Source organism: Flavobacterium sp. CLA17, assembly GCF_013112255.2.
Lineage (GTDB): Bacteria > Bacteroidota > Bacteroidia > Flavobacteriales > Flavobacteriaceae > Flavobacterium > Flavobacterium circumlabens.
In genome coordinates this window covers 1,741,385-1,762,411 of sequence record NZ_CP068294.1, presented here as the reverse complement: position 1 = coordinate 1,762,411, position 21,027 = coordinate 1,741,385, and the positions used below count along the sequence as shown (strand labels likewise).

Annotated in this window: 12 protein-coding genes and 3 tRNA genes; 4 read left to right on the top strand and 11 right to left on the bottom strand. The window is 37.5% G+C overall.

Features of this window, described 5'->3' with window-relative positions; genetic code table 11:
• Positions 1-78: 78 nt before the first annotated feature.
• Genes HAV12_RS07745 through HAV12_RS07735 form a run of 3 tightly spaced genes read right to left on the bottom strand, consistent with a single transcriptional unit; the run spans position 79 to position 5,732 of the window.
• Positions 79-1,146: a SusE domain-containing protein gene (locus HAV12_RS07745; RefSeq protein ID WP_171569144.1), complete on the bottom strand. Its 1,068-nt coding sequence runs from the start codon at positions 1,144-1,146 to the stop codon at positions 79-81.
• 30 nt (positions 1,147-1,176) lie between these two features.
• Positions 1,177-2,784, bottom strand: coding sequence for a RagB/SusD family nutrient uptake outer membrane protein (locus tag HAV12_RS07740; RefSeq protein ID WP_171569143.1), 1,608 nt, complete (start codon positions 2,782-2,784; stop codon positions 1,177-1,179).
• Positions 2,785-2,789: 5 nt separating this feature from the next.
• The gene (locus tag HAV12_RS07735) at positions 2,790-5,732 is read right to left on the bottom strand and encodes a SusC/RagA family TonB-linked outer membrane protein (protein ID WP_171569142.1); all 2,943 of its coding nucleotides are present in this window, start codon (positions 5,730-5,732) and stop codon (positions 2,790-2,792) included.
• 1,024 nt (positions 5,733-6,756) lie between these two features.
• On the opposite strand from HAV12_RS07735, the gene HAV12_RS07730 reads away from it, so the two are divergent.
• Together HAV12_RS07730 and HAV12_RS07725 are read left to right on the top strand one after the other, a co-directional pair.
• A complete protein-coding gene (locus tag HAV12_RS07730) occupies positions 6,757-10,827 on the top strand; it encodes a hybrid sensor histidine kinase/response regulator transcription factor (RefSeq protein WP_171569141.1) in 4,071 nt (1,356 codons plus the stop codon).
• A 236-nt stretch (positions 10,828-11,063) separates the two neighbouring features.
• Positions 11,064-11,471: a helix-turn-helix domain-containing protein gene (locus tag HAV12_RS07725; protein ID WP_171569140.1), complete on the top strand. Its 408-nt coding sequence runs from the start codon at positions 11,064-11,066 to the stop codon at positions 11,469-11,471.
• A gap of 264 nt (positions 11,472-11,735) precedes the next feature.
• On the opposite strand, the gene HAV12_RS07720 is transcribed toward HAV12_RS07725, so the two are convergent.
• Positions 11,736-12,260, bottom strand: a complete 525-nt coding sequence (locus HAV12_RS07720) for a hypothetical protein (RefSeq protein ID WP_171569139.1) — start codon at positions 12,258-12,260, stop codon at positions 11,736-11,738.
• Between the two features lie 306 nt (positions 12,261-12,566).
• Between HAV12_RS07720 and HAV12_RS07715 the strand changes: the two genes are divergently transcribed.
• Positions 12,567-14,360 carry a glycoside hydrolase family 2 protein gene (locus HAV12_RS07715; protein WP_171569138.1) on the top strand — a complete coding sequence of 598 codons (1,794 nt, stop codon included), beginning with the start codon at positions 12,567-12,569 and terminating at the stop codon, positions 14,358-14,360.
• Between the two features lie 203 nt (positions 14,361-14,563).
• On the opposite strand, the gene HAV12_RS07710 is transcribed toward HAV12_RS07715, so the two are convergent.
• The 7 genes from HAV12_RS07710 to HAV12_RS07680 all read right to left on the bottom strand — a co-directional run bounded on the left by HAV12_RS07710 (position 14,564) and on the right by HAV12_RS07680 (position 19,576).
• On the bottom strand, positions 14,564-14,920 hold the full coding sequence (locus HAV12_RS07710; protein ID WP_205423353.1) for a nuclear transport factor 2 family protein: 357 nt from the start codon (positions 14,918-14,920) through the stop codon (positions 14,564-14,566).
• Between the two features lie 120 nt (positions 14,921-15,040).
• The gene (locus HAV12_RS07705; RefSeq protein ID WP_171569136.1) at positions 15,041-16,177 is read right to left on the bottom strand and encodes an NADH-dependent flavin oxidoreductase; all 1,137 of its coding nucleotides are present in this window, start codon (positions 16,175-16,177) and stop codon (positions 15,041-15,043) included.
• Positions 16,178-16,494: 317 nt separating this feature from the next.
• The gene (locus HAV12_RS07700; protein WP_132034957.1) at positions 16,495-17,355 is read right to left on the bottom strand and encodes an AraC family transcriptional regulator; all 861 of its coding nucleotides are present in this window, start codon (positions 17,353-17,355) and stop codon (positions 16,495-16,497) included.
• Between the two features lie 269 nt (positions 17,356-17,624).
• Positions 17,625-18,581 carry a hypothetical protein gene (locus tag HAV12_RS07695; protein ID WP_171569135.1) on the bottom strand — a complete coding sequence of 319 codons (957 nt, stop codon included), beginning with the start codon at positions 18,579-18,581 and terminating at the stop codon, positions 17,625-17,627.
• Between the two features lie 717 nt (positions 18,582-19,298).
• Positions 19,299-19,372 (bottom strand) — tRNA-Arg (locus tag HAV12_RS07690).
• A gap of 30 nt (positions 19,373-19,402) precedes the next feature.
• Positions 19,403-19,477 (bottom strand) — tRNA-Pro (locus HAV12_RS07685).
• Between the two features lie 15 nt (positions 19,478-19,492).
• Positions 19,493-19,576 (bottom strand) — tRNA-Ser (locus tag HAV12_RS07680).
• A gap of 249 nt (positions 19,577-19,825) precedes the next feature.
• Here HAV12_RS07680 and HAV12_RS07675 point away from each other — a divergent pair.
• Positions 19,826-21,004 carry an acetyl-CoA C-acyltransferase gene (locus HAV12_RS07675; protein WP_171569134.1) on the top strand — a complete coding sequence of 393 codons (1,179 nt, stop codon included), beginning with the start codon at positions 19,826-19,828 and terminating at the stop codon, positions 21,002-21,004.
• Positions 21,005-21,027: the final 23 nt, after the last annotated feature.

The window sequence follows — 21,027 nt, the reverse complement described above, 5'->3', positions numbered from 1 at the left end:
AAAAATAAGCCTCTTTTTTATGTAAAGAAGAAGCCTCAAAATAAGTTTACTGAGGCTTCTCTTATTTTTTAAATTCAATTATGGAGTTGATATGAACATATAACGGCCGTCTAAGTCATTGAACCAGATTTCGTATTTTCCAGCTTCAACAATAATATCTCCGCCATTATCACCCCAGCTTACATCCCATCCGCCATTTGCTTTGAATTTCATTTTTCCGGCTTTTAAAGTTTGAGTCACTTTCCAGATATGGGCATCAAATGCTGATTGAACCAACGGAACATCTGTACTCCAACCCGTGTCATCTCCGGTCAATACAGAACCAGTCATGGTAATTGTTGCATACGTGGTCATTGGTCCTGTATACGGTGTAATTTTATAGGTTAATTCTTCAAGATTAACTTCAAAACTATAATAACCTGAAGCTGTTGTTGGGAATACACCCGGATCCGTATCACCTTCTGTTGCTCTGTATTGTACTTTCGCCCCATTTGTTCCGTAAGCCGGTGCCCAGAAACCAATTTGTTCGATTAATTTAAAACCATCTTTATTAAAATATCCGGTATAATAGAACTTGGCATTTTCCTTTGTATCTCTGTAAATTGGCATATTGTTGCTCGTTACACTCCATCCTGCAGCCGTACCGGGACCTACCAAAAACAAATCAATTCTCGGAAATACGCCTCGGTAAGGAGTTAGTGCAATTGTAATGGGTGTAGAAAGTTTTGGTTCTGAAAGCGTTGTTCCAACCGTTGCTTTAATTCTAACATCGATTGTTCCTTCTACATCAGCCGTAAGCCCCAGTTCCAGTGCTTTTGCATTCAGTTCTGCTACTGTAATAGTGGCATGAGTAGTTGTAGAAGTTGTAACATCGAGCGGTGCTGCAAATTCCGTATTACTGGCTGCAAACTGTACGGTATAAGTAACAATTGTTGGAGTTCCGTAGTTCACTTTTTCCCAGGTTAAAGTCAGTGCGGTATTGTTAGGGGTATCTTTGTTTAAAATAGTCGAAGAACCATTCTCAGGTGTAATGACAGAGAAAGCTGCTTCCTGAGGGGCTAAGATCATCAAATTCTCTTCGTTTTCACAAGACCAAAGTCCTGTAAGTAAGGCAATAACTGTAAAAATTTTATATAGATGTTTCATTTTTCGTATCGTTTATGTTTAAAAAAAGTTTTAATACCCCGTGTTTTGAGTCAGATTTCTATTGGCTCCCAATGATCCTTCCGGAATCGGAAAAACACTTCTGTACGCCGGAATCGAAATTCCTTTTGAAGAATTTCCTTTCCAAGCCCAATTGTAAGATCCTCCGGTATATTTTCCAAAACGGATTAAATCTTGTCTTCGGTGTGCTTCCCAGTGTAATTCACGTGCTCTTTCATCAATTAAGAAATCAAGGGTTAAGTCGCTTAAAGCAATGTTGCCAACAGTCGAATTACTATTCGCTCTTTGTCTTAAAGCATTTACATAATTTAATGCCTGGGGAAGTGTCCCGTTTCCGCCTCTTAAAGTGGCTTCTGCATACATTAAATAGACATCGGCTAACCGGAACAATGGAAAATCAGTATCCGCATAAGTAGAACTGCTGCCGCTAACTCCTGTCGAAGTTTTATTAGAAAATTTAGATAAAATATAACCCTGTGTTTTTACGCCAATATCTTCAATATCAATCGATCTTTGTTTTCCCGGATCGCCCTGAACCCCTTTTCCTATGGTATTTCTAGTGTCCTGGCTAAATTTTGTACCGTCAAATTTCTGCGCAAATTCTTTTCTGATTCGAAGCGCTCCTGTCCAGCCGCCAATTCCAAAATCAGCCCCATTGTTTTCCCAGGCACCAATTTGGCCATTGGTTAAAACAGTGGTTGCGCCCCAGTTTTGAGAAACCCCTCCATCTGACTGGATTCCGAAAATGATTTCCTGAGAAGTATTGTTATCTGCTTTAAAATTGTCCAGGTATTTTGGTTTCAAAGTATAACCGCCTGCAATGATTTCATTACACATGGTAATACAATCATCAAAACGATCGGCCTGGATGTACACCTGGGCATTCAGATACATTTTTGCCAGGATCATACGGGCCATAGATTGGTCTAATCTTCCGTATTCATTTGTTCTGGCTGCTTTTAAATCCGGTAACACCGCTTTAAGTTCTGTTTCAACAAAATCAAATAATTGTTTTCTGTTAAACTCAGGTCCTGTAAAATTTACAGGATCATTTTCGGTATACATGGGTGCTTTTCCAAATAAATCCATCATGTTATAATACGCATAGGCTCTTAAAACACGAACTTCTTTGCGCCAAAGCGCTATATCGGCCAAAGTTGCCCCATTGGTAATGCCTCTTGCACTTAGTTTTTCGGGTGTACTCTGACGTAAAAACTCGTTTGCATACGAAACCGAAACCATCGTTCTGCTGAACATTCCTAAAATAACAGGATTTGCCGCTGTCCAGATATTACGCTGTAATTCTGCCGTTCCTCCGTCATTTTCATAACTCCAGACCAATTCGTCCGTCGTTAATTCCTGCAGGTACAATAAACATCTTGTAAACTGACTCGTTCCCGCATCTACACCTTCAAGCGAAGAATTATCAGGCCCAAGAACTCCGGTTAAAGTTAAATTTCCGTATACGCCTGCGAAAACTTTTTTATATCCGTCCGGAGTCGAAAATAAAACATCAGACGAAAGCACGTCATCATCTTTAGAAACTACGTTTAAATCATCCGTACAGGACTGAAAAACGGTAGTCAAGGCTAAAATTGTTATTAAAATATATTTTTTCATCGTTATTAAAATTTAAGATTAAGACCAAACAAGATGGATCGTTGTCTTGGGTAAATCGTTTTGTCTACACCGTTGTTGGTAATTTCAGGATCTAAACCGCTGTATTTGGTAAGGACAAAAACGTTCTGAACTCCTGTTGATACCCGTAACGAAGCTTTGCTGTTCAGCCAGTTGTTTAAGGTATAACCTAACGTCACGTTGTCTAATTTTAAGAAAGAAGCATTCTCAATATAAAGATCCGATAAGACCACATTTGAAGTAGTCTGAAAATTAGTTTCTGTTACCGATGAAGGAATATTGCTTAAAACCCCTCCGTTTTCCATAGCATCATATTGTGCTCTGCTGGCGTCTACGGCATTAAAAATCCGGTTACCGATACTGGCTCTTAAATTAAATGAAAAATCGAATTTTTTATAATTCATATTGGAGGCAAATCCTAATGTAAAATCAGGATCCGGATTATTGTAGATGTATTTATCGGAATCGTTTTTAATATTATCGCCATTTAAATCTGCAAAAGCACCATCAATTGGTTTTCCTTCGTTGTTGTATAATTGCTTGAACACATAGAAAGAATACGGTGTATATCCTTCTCTGAAAATTTGACCCGGAGTTCCTGTTCCTGCAATGTTGTCTCCTAAAAAGATATCGCTTCCGTTTACCAGATTTTTGATTCTTCTTTCGAATTTAGAAATATTAAAGTTCATATTCCAGTTGAAATTTTCTGTTTTAACCGCATTCGTATTAATTGTAAACTCGACCCCTTTTGTGGTAAAGCTTCCTACGTTTTGATACACACGGTTAGAGAAATTACTACCATCAGATATGGCTGCATTTACTAATAAATCTTTCGATTCTTTGTAATAAACATCAAGTCCGGCAGACAAGCGATTGTCTAAAAAACCAAAATCAAGACCTGCATTATAGGAAGTAGTTTCTTCCCATTTCAAATTGTTTGTTCTTTTGGATGGAAGTGCCACCGGAATTGGACTGTCTCCAAAATAATACTCCGAATTTCCGCCGCCCAACTGGTATTTTTGCAGGTATCCGTTTGGTTCCGGAATATCCTGCTGACCTGTAATACCGTAACTTAATCTTAATTTCAAGTCCGATACTACCGTACTTTCTTTAAAGAAATCTTCTTTGATTTTCCAGGCAAAAGCTACAGAAGGGAAATTCCCCCAACGATTCGCTTCTTCAAATCTGGATGAACCATCTCTTCTGTAAGACAAAGTCAATAAGTATTTGTCCCTGAAATTTAAATTTGTTCTCGCAAAGAACCCTAATAAAACAACATCTGTATCCAGCGTAGTTTCAGGAAATGTTGAGGGTAAGTCAGGGTTTAAAATATTACCCGTTTCAAATTTGGAGCTTTGAAATTTTTGATACGAATAACCACCTGTCATTTCAAAATTCAATGCATTAAAAGTTTTGTTATACACTAAATACGTATCTAATAATTTATTTCTTCTGGTGGCTTCCGTATATTCATTTGTCCCGTACGGAATGTTGTTGTTTGAAGGAGCAGAACCGGCATCAGCACCAACCACTCTTCTTCTTTCTCCATTCGATTCATCAAAACCAACATTTACAACAGCTCTTAAAGCGGGTAAAAAATGAAATTTATAATCGATTTCAAAATTTCCAAAAATCCTGTCATTTGTTCCTCTGTCGTTGGTATTCAGCAATTGCGAAACCGGATTTCTGGCTGCAGTTGATACTAACGGATAATTTCCGTTGGCATCAATTCCGGTAGTATATTCAAAATAACCTCCGTAAGGGGCACCTTCCACTTTTATGGGCTGTGTGGGGTCAAAACCAATCGCAGCGCCTTCAACAGCATCTGTAAATCGGTTGATTTCGTTGGTATAATTGGCCGAAAGCCTCAATTTTAAATGATTGTCCAGGAAAGTTGGGTTCATTACCAAACCAACCGTATTTCTTTTAAAATTATTGGTTAAACGCAATCCCTGCTGATCTGTATTTCCCAGTGTTAAACTTGTTGGAATTACATTAAATAAACTTCCTCTAACGGCTAAACTCTGGTCTACCGTTCCTGTGTTTCTGTAAATGGCTTTTTGCCAGTCGGTATTGGCAGTTCCCAGTTTATTCAAATCATCGCTTCGTCGGTCTGCAATAACACTTCTAAATTCATCTGCACTAAAAACATCAACCGTTTTAGTCAGCGTTCCCGCAGCATATTGTACATTATAATCTACCGATAAAGTTTTGCTTCCTTTTTTAGTCGTGATGATAATAACACCATTTGAAGCACGCGAACCGTAAATGGCAGAAGCCGATGCATCTTTCAAAACCGTTATCGATTCAACAGTTGCCGGATTTAAGGAGGCCAAAAACGAAGAAGAACCCGTATTGGTCGCATTATCAAGAGGCAATCCGTCGATCACAATAAGAGGGTCATTACTGGCAAAAAGCGAACTTCCGCCTCGAATCCTGATTTGAGAACTGGAACCCGGAGCACCCGTTGAATTTACGGTTAAACCGGCTACCCTTCCGTTAAGCAGGTTTTCTGTTGTAATATTATTTCCTTTGTTAAAGTCTTTGGTTGTAAGTGCGGTAACAGATCCCGTAGCGTCTTTCTTTTTAACGCTTCCGTACCCTACCTGAACCACTACTTCTTTCAGTTGATTATTATCTTCTTCAAGAGATACCGTTATGTTTTTCTGTCCGGCAACCGATATCGTCTGATTGGTATAACCGGTATAGGAAAATGTAATTTTACTATCTGCTTTTACTCCGGATAATTGAAATTTTCCATCAAAGTCTGTAGAGGTACTGCTGTTTGCCCCTACTACTTTTATGTTTACTCCCGGTATGGGCTGTCTGGTAGATTTTTCCAGAACAACTCCGCTAATGGTGTTCTGAGCAAAAACACAAAAAGGAAGTAAGAGTAATAAAAGTAAAAATTTGGTTTTAATTCTTTTCATACTTTTTTTAATTGGGTTGGTTTAAGTTAGTTTTTGTGAATTAGAGTTGGTGACAAAATGATTGCAGGGATACCTAATTTTAAGATTACAATTCTGCTTCTCAAAATAAGCTTACTCTCTTTTTTTTACAATAAGGAAAGGTTTCCGGGGGGTAAATTTTAATTGAAATGCTGGTCATGTTTAAATTGTTTTTGGTTACAATAATGGGTTAGTTTGTTTTCGTTGACTTACGCTGAACAAAAAAAGAAAGCATTAGCACTCAAACGTTATAGTTTATCAACTTACACTGCAAATTAAGTACAGAGCGCGGTATTACGACAGGGAAAAATTCATTTATAAAAGGGGACAATTTCGTAAAAGTGTTCACGCAACACTTAATAAAAACATATTCCTCAATTTTTTCTTTCAAAAAAAATGATAATAGGAATAATTAACCTTTATAATAATAGATTTAACAATCGAATGGTTTGTGTTTTTTAATCGGTATATTCTCAAAAAAAATAATTTAAAAGGTCTCAAATTTTAAATTTACCACAGAGAACGCAAAAAAAAAATTACTATCCGTTTCTATAAAAGGCATCTCTAAGCTAATGTCATTAAGTTAAAAAATCTATAAGGTTACGGCGAATAAATCTCTGGCAAAGACATAAAACCGAAGGTTTTGTCATTTCGACGAAGGAGACCCGAGCGATAGCGAACAGACGAAGTAAATCTCCGCAAGAAACTCCACAATCAAAATCGCCATCTTTGTCGAGTCACGAGTGCAATTTCTCCTTCGTCGAAATGACAATATTGTGTCAAGCTTTGCGAACTTTGCGCTTTCTAAGGCATTCTTGAATAAAAATCTTTGCGTCTTTGCGGTAAAAAACAAATGTTCTTTTTACACATTCAATAATAATTGTGTTAATTTCGCAACGTATCCAGATTTCAAATATATTCGCCTAAAAAATTGATCCCGCTTTCCGATCACATCCCTTTTATTTTCTTATATCAAAAGAGCAGCATGCTTTTTAAAAAATTTTCTATGAATAAGGTATTGTCCTTTCTTGTTATTAGTCTTCTGCACCTACAGGCAGCCGGACAGAATTACCCGATAAGACATCTTGATATTTCATCGGGACTTTCGAACAATTCTGTAGCGTCTATTTATCAGGATCAGAATGGCTATATGTGGTTTGGAACTTTCGACGGACTGAACCGCTATGATGGAAATGATTTTAAAATTTACCGCCATATTCACAGGGATCCCACTTCGATTCAGGGAAATGCCATTAGCTGTATAGAAGGTGACTTCGAAAATAATTTATGGGTAGGGACAACTGCCGGCCCGGTGGTTTTTAATGCCGAACGATCTGCTTTTAGTCCGTTGCAGTATTATGACACGAACCAAAAAATCAAACCCTTAAACGTTACCGCCTACGAAATAATTGCGGTACATTCGCTGCATATCATTCTCGTCGCCACCAAAGAGGCCATCGTCCTATTTAAAGAAGGGGAGAAAATTGGAACAGCGATCCCTTTCAACGGAAAATTACATTATATCGCAAGATCCATAGCGTATCATGCGAAAAAACAAATCTTCTATGTTTTTATAACCGGAACCGGTCTTTGCCAGTACGATATTCAATCCAAAAAACTAACGCTTCTCAACCCTGTCCTTACAGGTGCCAATTGCATTAAACTGACCCATGAAGGCCTCTGGATCGGATCAGACGAAGGGGCGTACTTATACAATCATAATCTGAATACGTATTCTGAAAATTACTTTCCGGAAAAAACAGTCGTGCGCGATTTCTTTCAGCAGGAAAACAGACTTTGGATTGCTACTGACGGAGCGGGTCTTTATACGCTTACCCAAAACCAGACTGCTCCTGTTTTGTATCGTGCCAGCGGTCCTGTTGCATTGCTGAACAGTAAATCGCTGTATGATATCTTCGAAAGCAAAACCGGAGAAATGTGGTTCGGAACCCTGCGCGGCGGCGTCAGTATGATGGGAAAAAAACCGCTCTATTTTAATCATTTTAAAAGCAAGGATCCACTGACCCATAAAGAAGACGAAGATCCTGCCGCCAACTTCATGCTTTCTTTCTGCGAAGATGCAAAGAAAAATATCTGGATTGGTACTGATGGCGCCGGAATGCGCTACTGGAACAGAAAACAAAATACCTACGACGTTTACTCGACAACAGCACCAGCCGGCAGAAAAATTCAGAGCAATTTTGTCACCAGCATCGTCAGGGATGCTGATAATGCGATCTGGGTGGCGATGTGGAAAGGCGGTGTCTGCCGTATTGATCCCCAATCAAAAGCCATTCAGAATTTCTCTATTTACAATCAAATTACCAAAAAAGCAGAACAGGAATCCTGGCTGTTGTTTATAGATTCAAAAAAAACGCTGTGGCTTGCCGTTACTAACGGAGGGGCACTCTATCAATTTGATAAAAAACAAAACAAATTCATCTGTTATAGTACAGCTTTGCGCGATGTTACCTGTCTCTACGAAACCAAAGACGGAAAAATCTGGGGCGGAACCTTTAATTCCTTTTTTGAAATAGAACCCAAAACAAAAAAAGTAAAAAACTATCATTCCGATTATACGATCAGATGCATCACTGAAGATCAAAACAACAATCTTTGGATTGGTACCGTTGAAGGCGGTTTGCTTTTATTCAACCGAAAAACGGGCACTTTCAAAAAGTATACGACTCAAAACGGTCTTTCGAGCAATACCATACTTCGCCTTTTAGAAGACAAAAAAGGCAATTTATGGATGAGTACCTATCACGGGATTTCAAGATTGAATCCAAAGAATAACACTTTCAGAAATTTCGGGGTTTCTGATGGACTTCAGGGCAATCAGTTTAGCTGGAATGCGGGAACGGAACTTTCGACAGGAGAATTTATTTTTGGCGGTATCAACGGGTTCAATGTTTTTGATCCGGATCATATCAAAGACAAAAAAAATACCGGCAAATTTTTATTAAATGATGTGCTGGTCAACAATCAGTCCTTAAACCCGGACAGCCCTTACATCACCCAAAAAAAACTCGAAATGATCAGCGCCGCCGAACTTCCTTATGAAAAATCGGCATTGAGTTTTGATTTTGTGTATCTGGATTATGTCAATTCCGAAAAAATCAATACTGCTTATTTTCTCGAAGGATGGGACAAAGACTGGAATTATACCTCAAAGAACAACAGGGCCAATTATTCCCGACTGACCGAAGGAACCTATATTTTTAAGGTAAAAACAACCGATGTTTTTGGAAACTGGACCAACGAAGTAACGCTGGCCACGGTAAAAATCCTTCCACCCTGGTACAGAACCTGGTGGGCCTATACTTTTTATCTACTCGCTGCTGCCGGTGCCATTTACGCCTACGTGGGGTATCATAAAAACAAGGAAAGACTGCGCTACGAAATAAAACTGGCGCGTATGGAGCATACAAAAGACAAAGAACATGCCGAAAAGCAGTTTTCGATGTTTACCTATATGGCGCATGAATTGCGCACTCCCCTGTCTTTAATTATAAATCCGCTCAAAAGTGCCATTGACAGAAAAAACCGTTCGGAAGATGATCTCGACCTGAATCTTGCCTATAAAAATGCCAAAAGGTTACTGAGCCTCACCGATCAGTTACTGTTGTTCAGAAAAGCCGAAACCGATCTGGATGAACTCAAAATTTCCAGGATTAATTTAAACAGCCTGTGCCGGGAAATCTACGACAGCTTTACGCAAATGGCAGCGGTTAAAAGTTTAAATTATCAGTTTATTGAAGAAAAAACACCTGTTGAAATATATGGCGATTATGAAAAAATAGAGATTACGCTTTTTAATTTAATCTCCAATGCTTTCAAATTTACCCCTAACAAAGGAACTATAAGTATCGAGATCATCGAGAAAACGGCTGATGTTTCGATTATTATATCCGATACCGGCAGCGGAATTGAGGAAAATGATCTTGCTGCTATTTTTGAAAAATTCAAACAAATTCAGTCTAAATCCAGCAATGGTTTCGGAATAGGTCTTTATGTTGCCCAATATTTTGTGCATAAACATCATGGTGAGATAACGTGCAAAAGTGAAGTCGGAAAAGGCACTTCGTTCACGATTGTACTTCCAAAAGGAAAAAGTCATTTTGCAGCAATGAGCATCACTGAGATTCATCCGCAAATGTCGCCTCTTGTAGGCGAACTTCTGGAAGGAATGCCGGCAGCGAATCAAAATACATCTAAAAGCATAAACGAACTCTCCAATCCTGAAAAGATACAGGAAGCCTTAATCAGTACCAAAAAAGTATTGCTGATTGTAGAAGACAATCCCGAAATGAATCATTATCTAGTACAGCTTTTCACCAAAAACTACATTGTGTATTCGGCAGCAAACGGACTCGAAGGACTGAAACTGGTTGAAAAGCACCTCCCTGATATTGTACTAAGCGATATTTCTATGGAAGGCATGAACGGTCTGGATTTATGCAAAAAAATCAAACAAAATGATGATTTAAGCCATATTCCGGTCATACTGCTCACCGCTACCACCAGCAATGACATCCACTTGCAGAGCATTACCGAAGGGGCAGACGATTATGTGACCAAACCTTTTGACAGCGATATTCTTCTGGCGCGTGTCGATACGGTGCTAAGAAACAGAGGGCAATTGCGCAAGTATTTCCTGGACAGTATCACGCTTCGTGAAAATGTAAATAAAGTGCCTCTTGAATACAAAGAATTTCTGGATAAATGCATCGAAATCGTCGAAGCCAATCTTGAAAACAGCGAATTTAACCTCAAGAGTTTCTCTGCTGCCATGGGCATGAGCCATTCCAGTTTGTATAAAAAGATTAAAGCCATTTCGGGACAAACCGTCAACGTTTTTATCCGATCGATCAGAATCCGCAGAGCTGCCGTAATTATGCTGACCGAAAATATTAATATCGCCCAGGTGGGCCCTCAGGTCGGTATCGAAGATCAGCGCTATTTCCGTCAGCAGTTCGTAAAATTGTTTGGTATGAAACCTTCCGAGTATATCAAGAAATACAGAAATTCTTTTAATAAGGAACTGAATATCATTCAGAAAGGGGATAGTATATAATTAGATTTTTTGCAGGTTAAACATTCGTACATTCCCGGATGGATTTCCTGTCTCAAAAGCATACCAAAAGTTAGCCCCGAAGCAAATTTTATTCTTTCTAGGGATAAAATATCTTGGAATACAGCTATAATATTCTGACAAAAAAAATATTTTACAGGATATTTTTTTATCTTTGAAACTCACATTTTTAATCCAAATGGCTTTATCTTTGAGCCTTTACAAAATAGATATCCACTATGGAACAGAAGATACATCAGGGAAGAAACGTAAAACGTTTCAGAGAAATGCTTGGCATCAAACAGGAAGCGCTGGCTTATGATTTGGGAGAGGAATGGAATCAGAAAAAAATTTCCATGCTGGAGCAGAAAGATGTAATTGAACATAACCTGCTTAAACAGATCTCAAACTCATTACGAATTCCGGTTGAAGCTTTTCAAAATTTTGATGAGGAGCAGGCGGTGAATATTATTTCGAATACTTTTGATAACGGAGCTTTCTTAAATACAGGTCATAGTGCAACATTTAATACTAATCCGATCGACAAGTTAATCCAACTTCATGAAGAAAAAATTGCTTTGTATGAAAGGATGTTGAAAGAGAAAGATGAAATGATGGCAAGACTTGAAAAATTAATCAATAAATAATCATTTATAAAGATATATTAATTCCATAAAGAGACTTTCGAGTCTCTTTCTTTGTTTATTCACATCTACTGGCGTGAGCGTTCAGCTGTTGAAGACAAGTAAATCTATTTTAGGATTTAGTGTAAATATGTAAACTTTTTTCAGTACCAGACCCCTCTGCTGGCTCGAGCGTCCTGCTCGTGAAGAAAAGTAAATCTATTCTAAGATCTAGTGTAAATATGTAAACTTTTTAAGGAAGAAATAGGTCGAAAAACCATAAACTGTCTACTTCCTCAGCAACCGTTCCCTTAACACCACTTCTTCCTGCTGCAGTACCAGTAGTTTTAGGGTATATTGCTCTTGTACCAGTAGGCTGTTTTTCTTCAGGACATCTTGTGCATTGCTTTTTATAAGCGGCAAAAGTTCCTCCTGCCAGGTATGGGTTTGCTGTTTTTTGGCGATCAGGGCATCCGCAATTTTCACCGCATTTTGGGCCGACTGGTATCTTTTTTTGCATCTCTCGAGTTGGTCCCCAGCAAGGCGTTGTTTGTGTTGGTTAATGATGATCTCCTCTTCTAAGTATTTTTTTATTTGTGCCTCCTCTTCCTTTAGGGCAGCAGCATGCGGTTCTTGGGTCTCAGCTTCTTTTACAATAGTAAGCATTTCGGTCAGTTTGAGCACCGCGGCTGTGGGCAGACTTCGCTTTCCTGATAAAAACATCGACCATTGACCGCGCGTCACCTGCAGCAGTATCGCCATTTCTTCTTGCGGTATTCCTAATAACGTTCCAACATTTTCCTCTTTTTTCATCACTCCTGCTTTTTAGGTTTATATTTTAGTTCTGTTTCGAATTTATTTATTTTTTTATTTGAAACAAAAACTGTTTCAAATTTTTATTTTATTTTTTTTGAAACGAAAACTGTTGCGAATTTTTATTTTTAAATTTTTGAAACATTATTTATGGTAACCTATTTTTTATTTTATTAAATTAAAAATAGATTGTGAAATACTCTAATAGTAGGATAAATCTAAAATAGTATAAAAATTTGACGATTTTTGATTAGTCAGAAAGTAAAAAAAAATTTAATTTTAGGATTCATATTATATTAATAAACTATGCCAGAGCCAAAAAAAATATCCTGCTTTATATTACACTTCTGCTTTTTATTGACCTTCTGGATTTGTGAAGGTCAGACACTACAGAATATTACATCCAGAAAAACCGAATCCTTAAATGGCAAATGGCAGTGCATTATTGATCCTACCAATATTGGAGACTGGCGGGAGATATGGCTGGAAAAAAAACCGCAAAATAAAACGGATTTTGTCGAATATTCATTTGAAGGCAGCCCATTACTAAACGTGCCCGGAGATTTTAATACCCAAATAAACGAAATCACCTATTTGGAGGGTGTCGTTTGGTACAAAAAAGCATTTACCTACCAGAAAACAGCAGACAAGCGTTATTTTATTCATTTTGGCGCCGTTAATTATAGAGCTACGGTATATTTAAATGGTAAACTTCTGGGTACTCATGAAGGTGGCTTTACGCCTTTTCAGTTCGAGATAAGCGATCTGGCCGTTAACGGCAGCAACAGTCTTATTGTGAAGGTCAATAATCAACGATTGAAAGATGGACTGCCGGGTCTTGGTTACGACTGGTTTAATTACGGAGGAATTACACGCGATGTACATCTGGTCTCTACTCCCACTTGTTACATTGAAGATTATTTGATTCAGTTAAAAAAATCGTCCTCTAAAGAAGTAAGTGGCTGGATACAACTTAAAGGAGCTGGTGTTTCACAATCTGTAAAAGTAAAAATACCGGAACTAGGCATCATCTATACTACTAAAACCAATAGCAGCGGTAAGGCCCCTGTAGAGTTTTCTTCAAAATTTAAATTATGGTCGCCGGACCATCCAAAATTATACAAGGTTATTATTGAAAGTGAAACTGATTCTATTACAGACGAGATTGGCTTTCGAACCATTGAAACCAAAGGGGCAGAAATCTTGCTGAATGGTAAACCAATATTCTTAAAAGGAACCAATATTCATGAAGAAAATCCGCTAACGGCAGCTAAAGCATTTTCTAAATCTGATGCCCTTATTTTACTCACCTGGGCAAAAGAGCTGGGTTGCAACTTTGTTCGTCTTGCCCATTATCCACACAACGAGGATATGGTTAAAATGGCTGAAAAAATGGGCTTACTGGTCTGGGATGAGTTGCCCGTTTACCAGCATATTGAATTTGCTGCTCCGGGAGTAACCGATAAAATGGAAACCATGCTTAAAGAAATGATTGCCAGAGATAAAAATCGTTGCAGCGTTTTTATTTGGAGCATTTCCAACGAAACTTACACCTCAACTCCCAATCGCAATGAAGCATTGATTGAACTCTCTAAAAAATGCAGGGCAATAGATGACACGAGATTAATAACATCGGTAATTAATAATCAGGGATACAGTAATAACACCTTAGATGTAAATGATCCTCTTTACAACTATTTCGATATTATATCTTTAAACGAATATATTGGCTGGTACACACCCTGGCAGGGTAAACCGCAGGATACCAAATGGAAACTGGTAGCCAACAAACCGGTAATAATATCTGAATTTGGAGGCGAAGCACTTTATGGGAGCCATTACGGCCCAACCGATGAAGCAGCATACTGGACCGAAGAATACCAGGAGCAAATCTACAAAGACCAGATTGCCATGTTTAAAACAACACCCAATTTAGCAGGTGTTTGTCCGTGGATTTTAGTAGATTACCGTTCACTTGGAAGAATGCACCCTGTCTATCAAAATGGATGGAATCGCAAAGGTCTGCTCTCGGATAGAGGAGACAGAAAAAAGGCATGGTACATTTTACAGGACTATTATACCTCTCTGGATACAAAATAGTAAAGAATAGTTAAAGAAAATAATAATTGCTAAAAGTTAAAAAAAATGGAGATCCTTTTTAATAACATCATTGAAAAACAAACCTCAAAAAGACTCTTCATCCAATAAAAAAGGGATGCCTTTTCAATCATCCCTTCTTTTTGGTGTTAAGGCATCTCAAATTTTCTTTGAATAAAATATACCTCATTAGTTCAATTTTGTACTTATTTTGACTGATACACTTTACTCACTATTTTCCACTGGTCTGCATCTTTTACCAATGTAAACATATCGGCAAACTTGTCCTTACCGAACTGAGATTCAATCCTGGCAATAGCAACATTTTTTTCTACATTTAAATAAGTCAGTTCATAATGGGCTTCCATCGGTTCGCTGCTGTCAAAGCCGTCATACAATACCTTTATCGGTACACTTTTCAAAACGCCATTCTCAGTCCATGACATGGTTGCTGTATCAGCAAAAGCTTTTGCTGTAATCTTACCGTCAGCTTTACGGCCTCCTTCTACATAAAAATCTATGGCACGAATGACACCTTCTTTTTCTTCTTTTGTAACTTCCATAACTTGATTGTTTTTAATTGATTTATTTTGATTATTGCATGACAACAATAGGCCTGATACTATTACGAGTACTACTGGAATTTTTCTTTTCATTTTATATCTCTTTATTTTGATTATTAATTAAGCTTCTACCGGTACCCATCCTTCCAGTTTTCCGAATATGGTCATTAATTTTGATGGGATTTTTTTCTCTTGTACTGTTGCCAGTTTAAGAATTGAAGTGATTTTATCTTCTTCTCCTTTTTGAGTTAATTCTACCCAATCAGGATTAACAATCAAAGTTCTTCCAATTGCCACCATAGAAACACCATAGTTTACAACTTGATCAGCCATTGCCGGTGTTGTAATACCTCCGGCAACCAGAACAGGAACTCTGCTGTTCACATAATTGTTTAGTACAACCGATATAGGTTCTTTAGAAAATTCTGAATCAATTGCTTTTTGATTGACAGCATCCAGCAGAGAGAAATGTAAATAATCAATCTTTTCTTCCATCAGCTTATCTATTAGAATGAACGTATCCGGAAGTCCATAAGTTTGTTGTGGAAATTCTTCCGGAGAGATTCTGTACCCTATCAGAAAAGGACGATCAGCATATTTTGAAACGATATCTTTTACTTCTCTTACAATTTCCAGGCTAAGTCGCAAACGGTTTTCCAGAGAACCTCCCCATTGATCATTTCTATTATTGAAAAAAGGCGATATAAAATTTTGAAGTAAAAATCCGTGTGCCCCATGAATTTCTACACCGTCAAAACCTGCTTCGATTGCTCTTCTGGTGGTGGCTCCAAATGCCTTGATAATTTCTGAAATTTCATTTTCACTCAATTCTTTTGGGAAATTTTCATTTTCAAAAAGCACTATAGGTCCACTTGCAACAGCGCTTGCACTTACCACTTTACCATCTGGAATAAGTCCGGGAATTGCTTTATTACCTGCGTGAAACAGCTGTAAAATTGCCGGTGCTCCACCACTTTTTGCAGCATTGGCCAACTTCTTCAGACTTGGAAGAAAAGTATCGTTATATCCTGCAAATTCGTGGGTGAAACCAATACCATTTGCCGTAACATGCGTACATCCTGTGATTACTAAACCAACCCCATTTACTCGTTTCTTGTAATATTCAACTTCTTCATCAGATATGGTGAAGTCTTCATTAGATGCCCAGGTAGTCATGGGCGACATCACAATTCTATTTTTCAAACTAATTCCGTTCCCAAATAACAAGGGAGCAAACAACTTATTATATTTATTCATTACTTAAATTTTTGAGCATAATTTACTGTGCTGCCTGACAGAATTGTTAAGCTCTATTTCTAAAACAAAGGTACATTGGCCAAAGCGCGAAGCTTTTTCTAATTAGCTCAAAGATTTTTACTAATTAGTCCTTTTTTAAGAATTGGAAATATTAAATGCGGGAGTTTTTCCATTAATAAGATTTGATATCAAAACTTTTAATAAGAAATTGAGAATAAGATTGGAAGACTGTAATTCAAATAATTGAATACGGAAATTTTATCGAAGTTGAATTATTTTCTACTATTGCGAAAAGAGTTTAATTTTAAAATTCTCTGCTAACGAGAGATGCTTGGCGGCTGGCCGTGAAATTCTTTGTATATTCTTGAAAAGTGAGAGACATTTTCAAACCCTAAGGAATAACAGATATCTGAAACCGACAAAGCTGTAGTTTCCAGCATGTCTTTTGCCTTTTCCAATCTCTTTTCTCTAATCCAGGTTGCCGGTGCAACATTGTATATATTTTGAAAATCTCTTTTAAAACTGGACAAACTTCTTCCGGAAAGATAAGCCAGCTCGGAAACAGAGACTGGTGAGGCATAATGCTGTTCTACCACATTACGGATATCAGTTCTTACAGGCTCGTGCAGCTGGAGAATTTGTAGAAACATATTTCGGTTGCATTCTGCAACATCATAAAGTAATTCCATAATTTTCAGGCGAAGCTGTCCCGGATGAACCACAGAATGATCAAAAAAGTAAGGCTTTAGAGAATGGGCAAACGCAACCAAACATTCATTCATGGGGTAAACTCCTGTCTTAATTTCTCCTTCAGGTTTTGACACCTTAATTTCTGAGGTTGATAAAAAAGATTTTAAAACATCATCTTTGATACTGAACATAAAACTATCGTAAATATTATCATTTTCTGCATTCCCGAATTTATGATACTTTACAGCAGTTGCTTTTTTCAGCAAAATCATATCATTCTTGCCAAGCTTATATTCCTGTTTTCCATAAGTCAGATCAACGGACCCTTCCAATACAATTAAAAGTAAATGCTGTTCCAAGTACATGATTCCTTTAACTTCAGTACTGTGTATGCATTGCTCAATTACAGAACAGCCATCTAACATCAGGAAGTTCTGCGGCGCATCGCAGCCAATCAAAGAAGTTGGGACTTTAATCATTTTTTTCATACTACAACTATTAAAGTTATAAAGTAGTTTTGATTTTGTTTTGGAAATTCTTTCGGAATTAATCCTCAATATCGTAAACTTCAGTTACAAAGATACAAGCTCTAAGAAAAAAGTATTTTTCTTTTTAGTCCAAATATTTTGCTCTTTTAGTCCTTAAACAATTCATCCGTTTATAAGTGGAAAATATTCATATACAACAAAAACCAGATGTGCCTTGCACTATAGAATTAAATTTATTTGCTGAAGATTTGCAGTCACAAGTGATTTTTCTAAAACTTTCTATAAGCTGACATAAAAATATTTTTTTTACCTGTAGTATTATCGCCTGTTTGATATGCCATCCATTGAATTTCATACCATTTACCATTTGGTAATATAATATCGGCTGTTAATATTTCTGTTGCTGTTGCAGACCAATATGTAGCATTATTAGCATCAATACCTTGATTGGCTCCCGCAGCTATTGATACATTAACTGCTTGATGATTTTCCCCAGTTGAGCCTCTAAATCCACTTGCAAAAGTCATGTTTATTGCACTAGAACTCATATTCTCAAGGTATGGTTTGTAGAAAGTTGCATCAACTCTATTTAAGCCAACTCTAATTAATCCGTCTAATACAATTAAACCAGCGGAAGGCAGGATTGCTCCATTAGTTGCATTAGTTGCCATAGTTTTGTATACACTTACTCTTTGCCCTACGCTTAGATTGAAATTTTGACTATAAGAAATATAATTTGTTCCGTCCCAAATCCAAATAGAAGCATCCAGTCCATAATATGTATTTTTAAAGTTTTTTTCTAAAGAAGCATCATTAGCAACCACTGGTAATACATCATCAAAAATTGTAGCAGTGTTTGGATTGTTCGTATTAGAATATACATTTACACCCGAAGAATTTGTGTTGCCTGCTATTGCCAGCCATTGATTTAATGAAGAATTAAACACATATAATCCTTCACTTGTTACATTTAGAACTTGTCCAGAAGGCGCACTAGTTATTTGTGTTACATAGACTATTGCCCCATTTTGAGCAGAAGTATATATTTTATCCTGTAATTGATTACCTGTAATTCTTGGCGGAATAATCCCATCCATTATTGTTGATGTTGTTGGTTGACCAGTGACATCAAGTGTTGCTTGTGGGTTAGTATTTTGAATACCAATCTGTGCATTCAGACTTATTGATATGCTGATAAAATATAATAAAGATAAAATTAATTTCATTTTTTTTAGTTTTATTAAAATCATTACATCTTGCAGGTTTGCAATAGATGGACTTCTTAGGAAATGTTCATTCAGAGAACAACTACATTTTCTATAACCCAAAAACTGTCTTTGGGAACATCTAACACTTTCCAATCGAAAATATGTTGTACTATTAAACTCTCTTCTAGCTCTTTACTATATTTAGAATCTCTACGAATATAGTTAAAAATAACTCTTGTACTTGCGTTAATGGAAAAATCAGTTCAATTTACCATTATCTATCAAAATGAAATGAGCATTTTAATTTGTTTTAATTTATCGTATATATAATAAAGCTTCATAATATAACAAACAAAATATTAGACACTCACTAACAACAATTTAGACTAAAATTAATCCCAAATTATCATGATTAATTTAAATTGAAAAATGTTGATCAACGCATTCCGAAACTACTAGTCAAATTATACCGAAAGTGTATGGTCTTTCCGACCAATTTTCCCAGTATCGACCAAAAATAAAAAACCCTGCAAATTCAGAATTTGCAGGGTTTATAAGGGCTTAGAACATTTTAATGATCAAATTCCTAAAATAAAAGTGAACGCAGAAGGATTCGAACCTTCGACCGTGCCGATCCAAAATTGATCCATCGGGATGCTAAATCTAGCTAAGCTACGCTACTAAAAACCAATCTTGTTTAAAACAAAAAAGCCACTCGATTTGAGTGGCTTTTTGTGAACGCAGAAGGATTCGAACCTTCGACCGCCTGCTTAGAAGGCAGGTGCTCTATCCAGCTGAGCTATGCGTCCATTTGTTTTAAAACTTATGGAAAAGTTTAGTCGGGGTGGCAGGATTCGAACCTGCGGCCTCCTGCTCCCAAAGCAGGCGCGATAACCGGGCTACGCTACACCCCGAAGGCAATTATTATGCGGAGAGACAGGGACTCGAACCCTGGCGACGATTGCTCGTCGACAGATTAGCAATCTGCTCCATTACCGCTCTGGCACCTCTCCAAGCTCAAGGAACGTGTCCTGTTTTGCGGTTGCAAATGTAAGACAACATTCCATATCTCACAACTATTTCTGCGCTTTTTTTAATCTTTTTTCAATCTTTTTTTTAAACCACTTCACAATCAAACGAATAGAATTAACAAAAAATTCATATTAAATTTAAAATCCGTCCTATTTGATACAAATTGACTCAAAATTTGAATTTATTCAAATAAACAGTAAATTTGCGTGATTAACTAATATTAACAGAAAATGAACAAAAGAGTTGTTATCGTTTCTGCCGTTAGAACACCTATCGGAAGTTTCATGGGAGGTTTATCTACCGTACCCGCACCAAAATTAGGTGCTGCCGCTATAAAAGGAGCACTTCAAAAAATTAACCTGGACCCGAAATTAGTTGATGAAGTTTTCATGGGCAATGTAGTTCAAGCCGGAGTTGGGCAAGCACCAGCACGTCAGGCAGCACTTTTTGCCGGTTTGTCTGAAGAAGTTGCCGCTACTACCGTAAACAAAGTTTGTGCTTCAGGAATGAAAGCTGTAATGTTTGCCGCTCAGGCTATTGCCTGTGGAGATGCTGAAATTGTAGTAGCCGGAGGAATGGAAAACATGAGCCTGATTCCGCATTACGTACAAATGCGTAACGGAAACAAATTTGGTCCTGCAACAATGCTTGACGGAATGCAAAAAGATGGTTTGACAGATGCCTACGATAACAACGCAATGGGAGTTTGCGCTGATTTATGTGCATCAGAGTATAAAATTACTCGTGAAGAACAGGATAATTTTGCCATTCAGTCTTACGAAAGAAGCGCCAATGCATGGGATGCCGGAAAATTTGACAGTGAAATTGTACCGGTTGAAGTTCCGCAAAGACGCGGAGAACCAATCATCGTTTCTAAAGATGAAGAATACACCAATGTAAAATTAGATAAAATACCTTCTTTAAGTGCCGTTTTTACAAAAGACGGAACTGTTACTGCTGCAAATGCCTCAACAATCAATGATGGAGCTGCTGCCTTAGTTTTAATGTCTGAAGAAAAAGCAATTGCACTTGGATTAAAACCTCTGGCTTTTATCAAAGGATATGCCGATGCTGCCCAGGAACCAAAATGGTTTACTACAAGCCCGGCAAAAGCATTGCCAAAAGCTTTAGACAAAGCAGGAATAGCCATTGGCGATGTTGATTATTTCGAATTCAACGAAGCTTTTGCAGTTGTGGGTTTGGCCAATTCAAAAATCCTTGGCCTTGATAACGATAAAGTAAACGTAAATGGTGGTGCCGTTTCTTTAGGCCATCCACTGGGATGTTCCGGAGCGAGAATTATCGTAACTTTATTAAATGTCTTAGAACAAAACAATGCTAAAACCGGTGCTGCAGCCATTTGCAACGGTGGTGGCGGTGCTTCGGCAATTGTTATCGAAAGAGCTTAAAAATATAGTATCTTAGGAGTTAT

Bases quoted from the DNA above. Each gene is read 5' to 3' on its own strand.
- HAV12_RS07735 (WP_171569142.1), bottom strand. From the start codon at position 5,732: ATGAAAAGAATTAAAACCAAATTTTTACTTTTATTACTCTTACTTCCT.
- HAV12_RS07700 (WP_132034957.1), bottom strand. From the start codon at position 17,355: ATGAAAAAAATGATTAAAGTCCCAACTTCTTTGATTGGCTGCGATGCG.
- HAV12_RS07730 (WP_171569141.1), top strand. From the start codon at position 6,757: ATGAATAAGGTATTGTCCTTTCTTGTTATTAGTCTTCTGCACCTACAG.
- HAV12_RS07740 (WP_171569143.1), bottom strand. From the start codon at position 2,784: ATGAAAAAATATATTTTAATAACAATTTTAGCCTTGACTACCGTTTTT.
- HAV12_RS07725 (WP_171569140.1), top strand. From the start codon at position 11,064: ATGGAACAGAAGATACATCAGGGAAGAAACGTAAAACGTTTCAGAGAA.
- HAV12_RS07675 (WP_171569134.1), top strand. From the start codon at position 19,826: ATGAACAAAAGAGTTGTTATCGTTTCTGCCGTTAGAACACCTATCGGA.
- HAV12_RS07715 (WP_171569138.1), top strand. From the start codon at position 12,567: ATGCCAGAGCCAAAAAAAATATCCTGCTTTATATTACACTTCTGCTTT.
- HAV12_RS07695 (WP_171569135.1), bottom strand. From the start codon at position 18,581: ATGAAATTAATTTTATCTTTATTATATTTTATCAGCATATCAATAAGT.
- HAV12_RS07745 (WP_171569144.1), bottom strand. From the start codon at position 1,146: ATGAAACATCTATATAAAATTTTTACAGTTATTGCCTTACTTACAGGA.
- HAV12_RS07705 (WP_171569136.1), bottom strand. From the start codon at position 16,177: ATGAATAAATATAATAAGTTGTTTGCTCCCTTGTTATTTGGGAACGGA.
- HAV12_RS07720 (WP_171569139.1), bottom strand. From the start codon at position 12,260: ATGAAAAAAGAGGAAAATGTTGGAACGTTATTAGGAATACCGCAAGAA.
- HAV12_RS07710 (WP_205423353.1), bottom strand. From the start codon at position 14,920: ATGGAAGTTACAAAAGAAGAAAAAGAAGGTGTCATTCGTGCCATAGAT.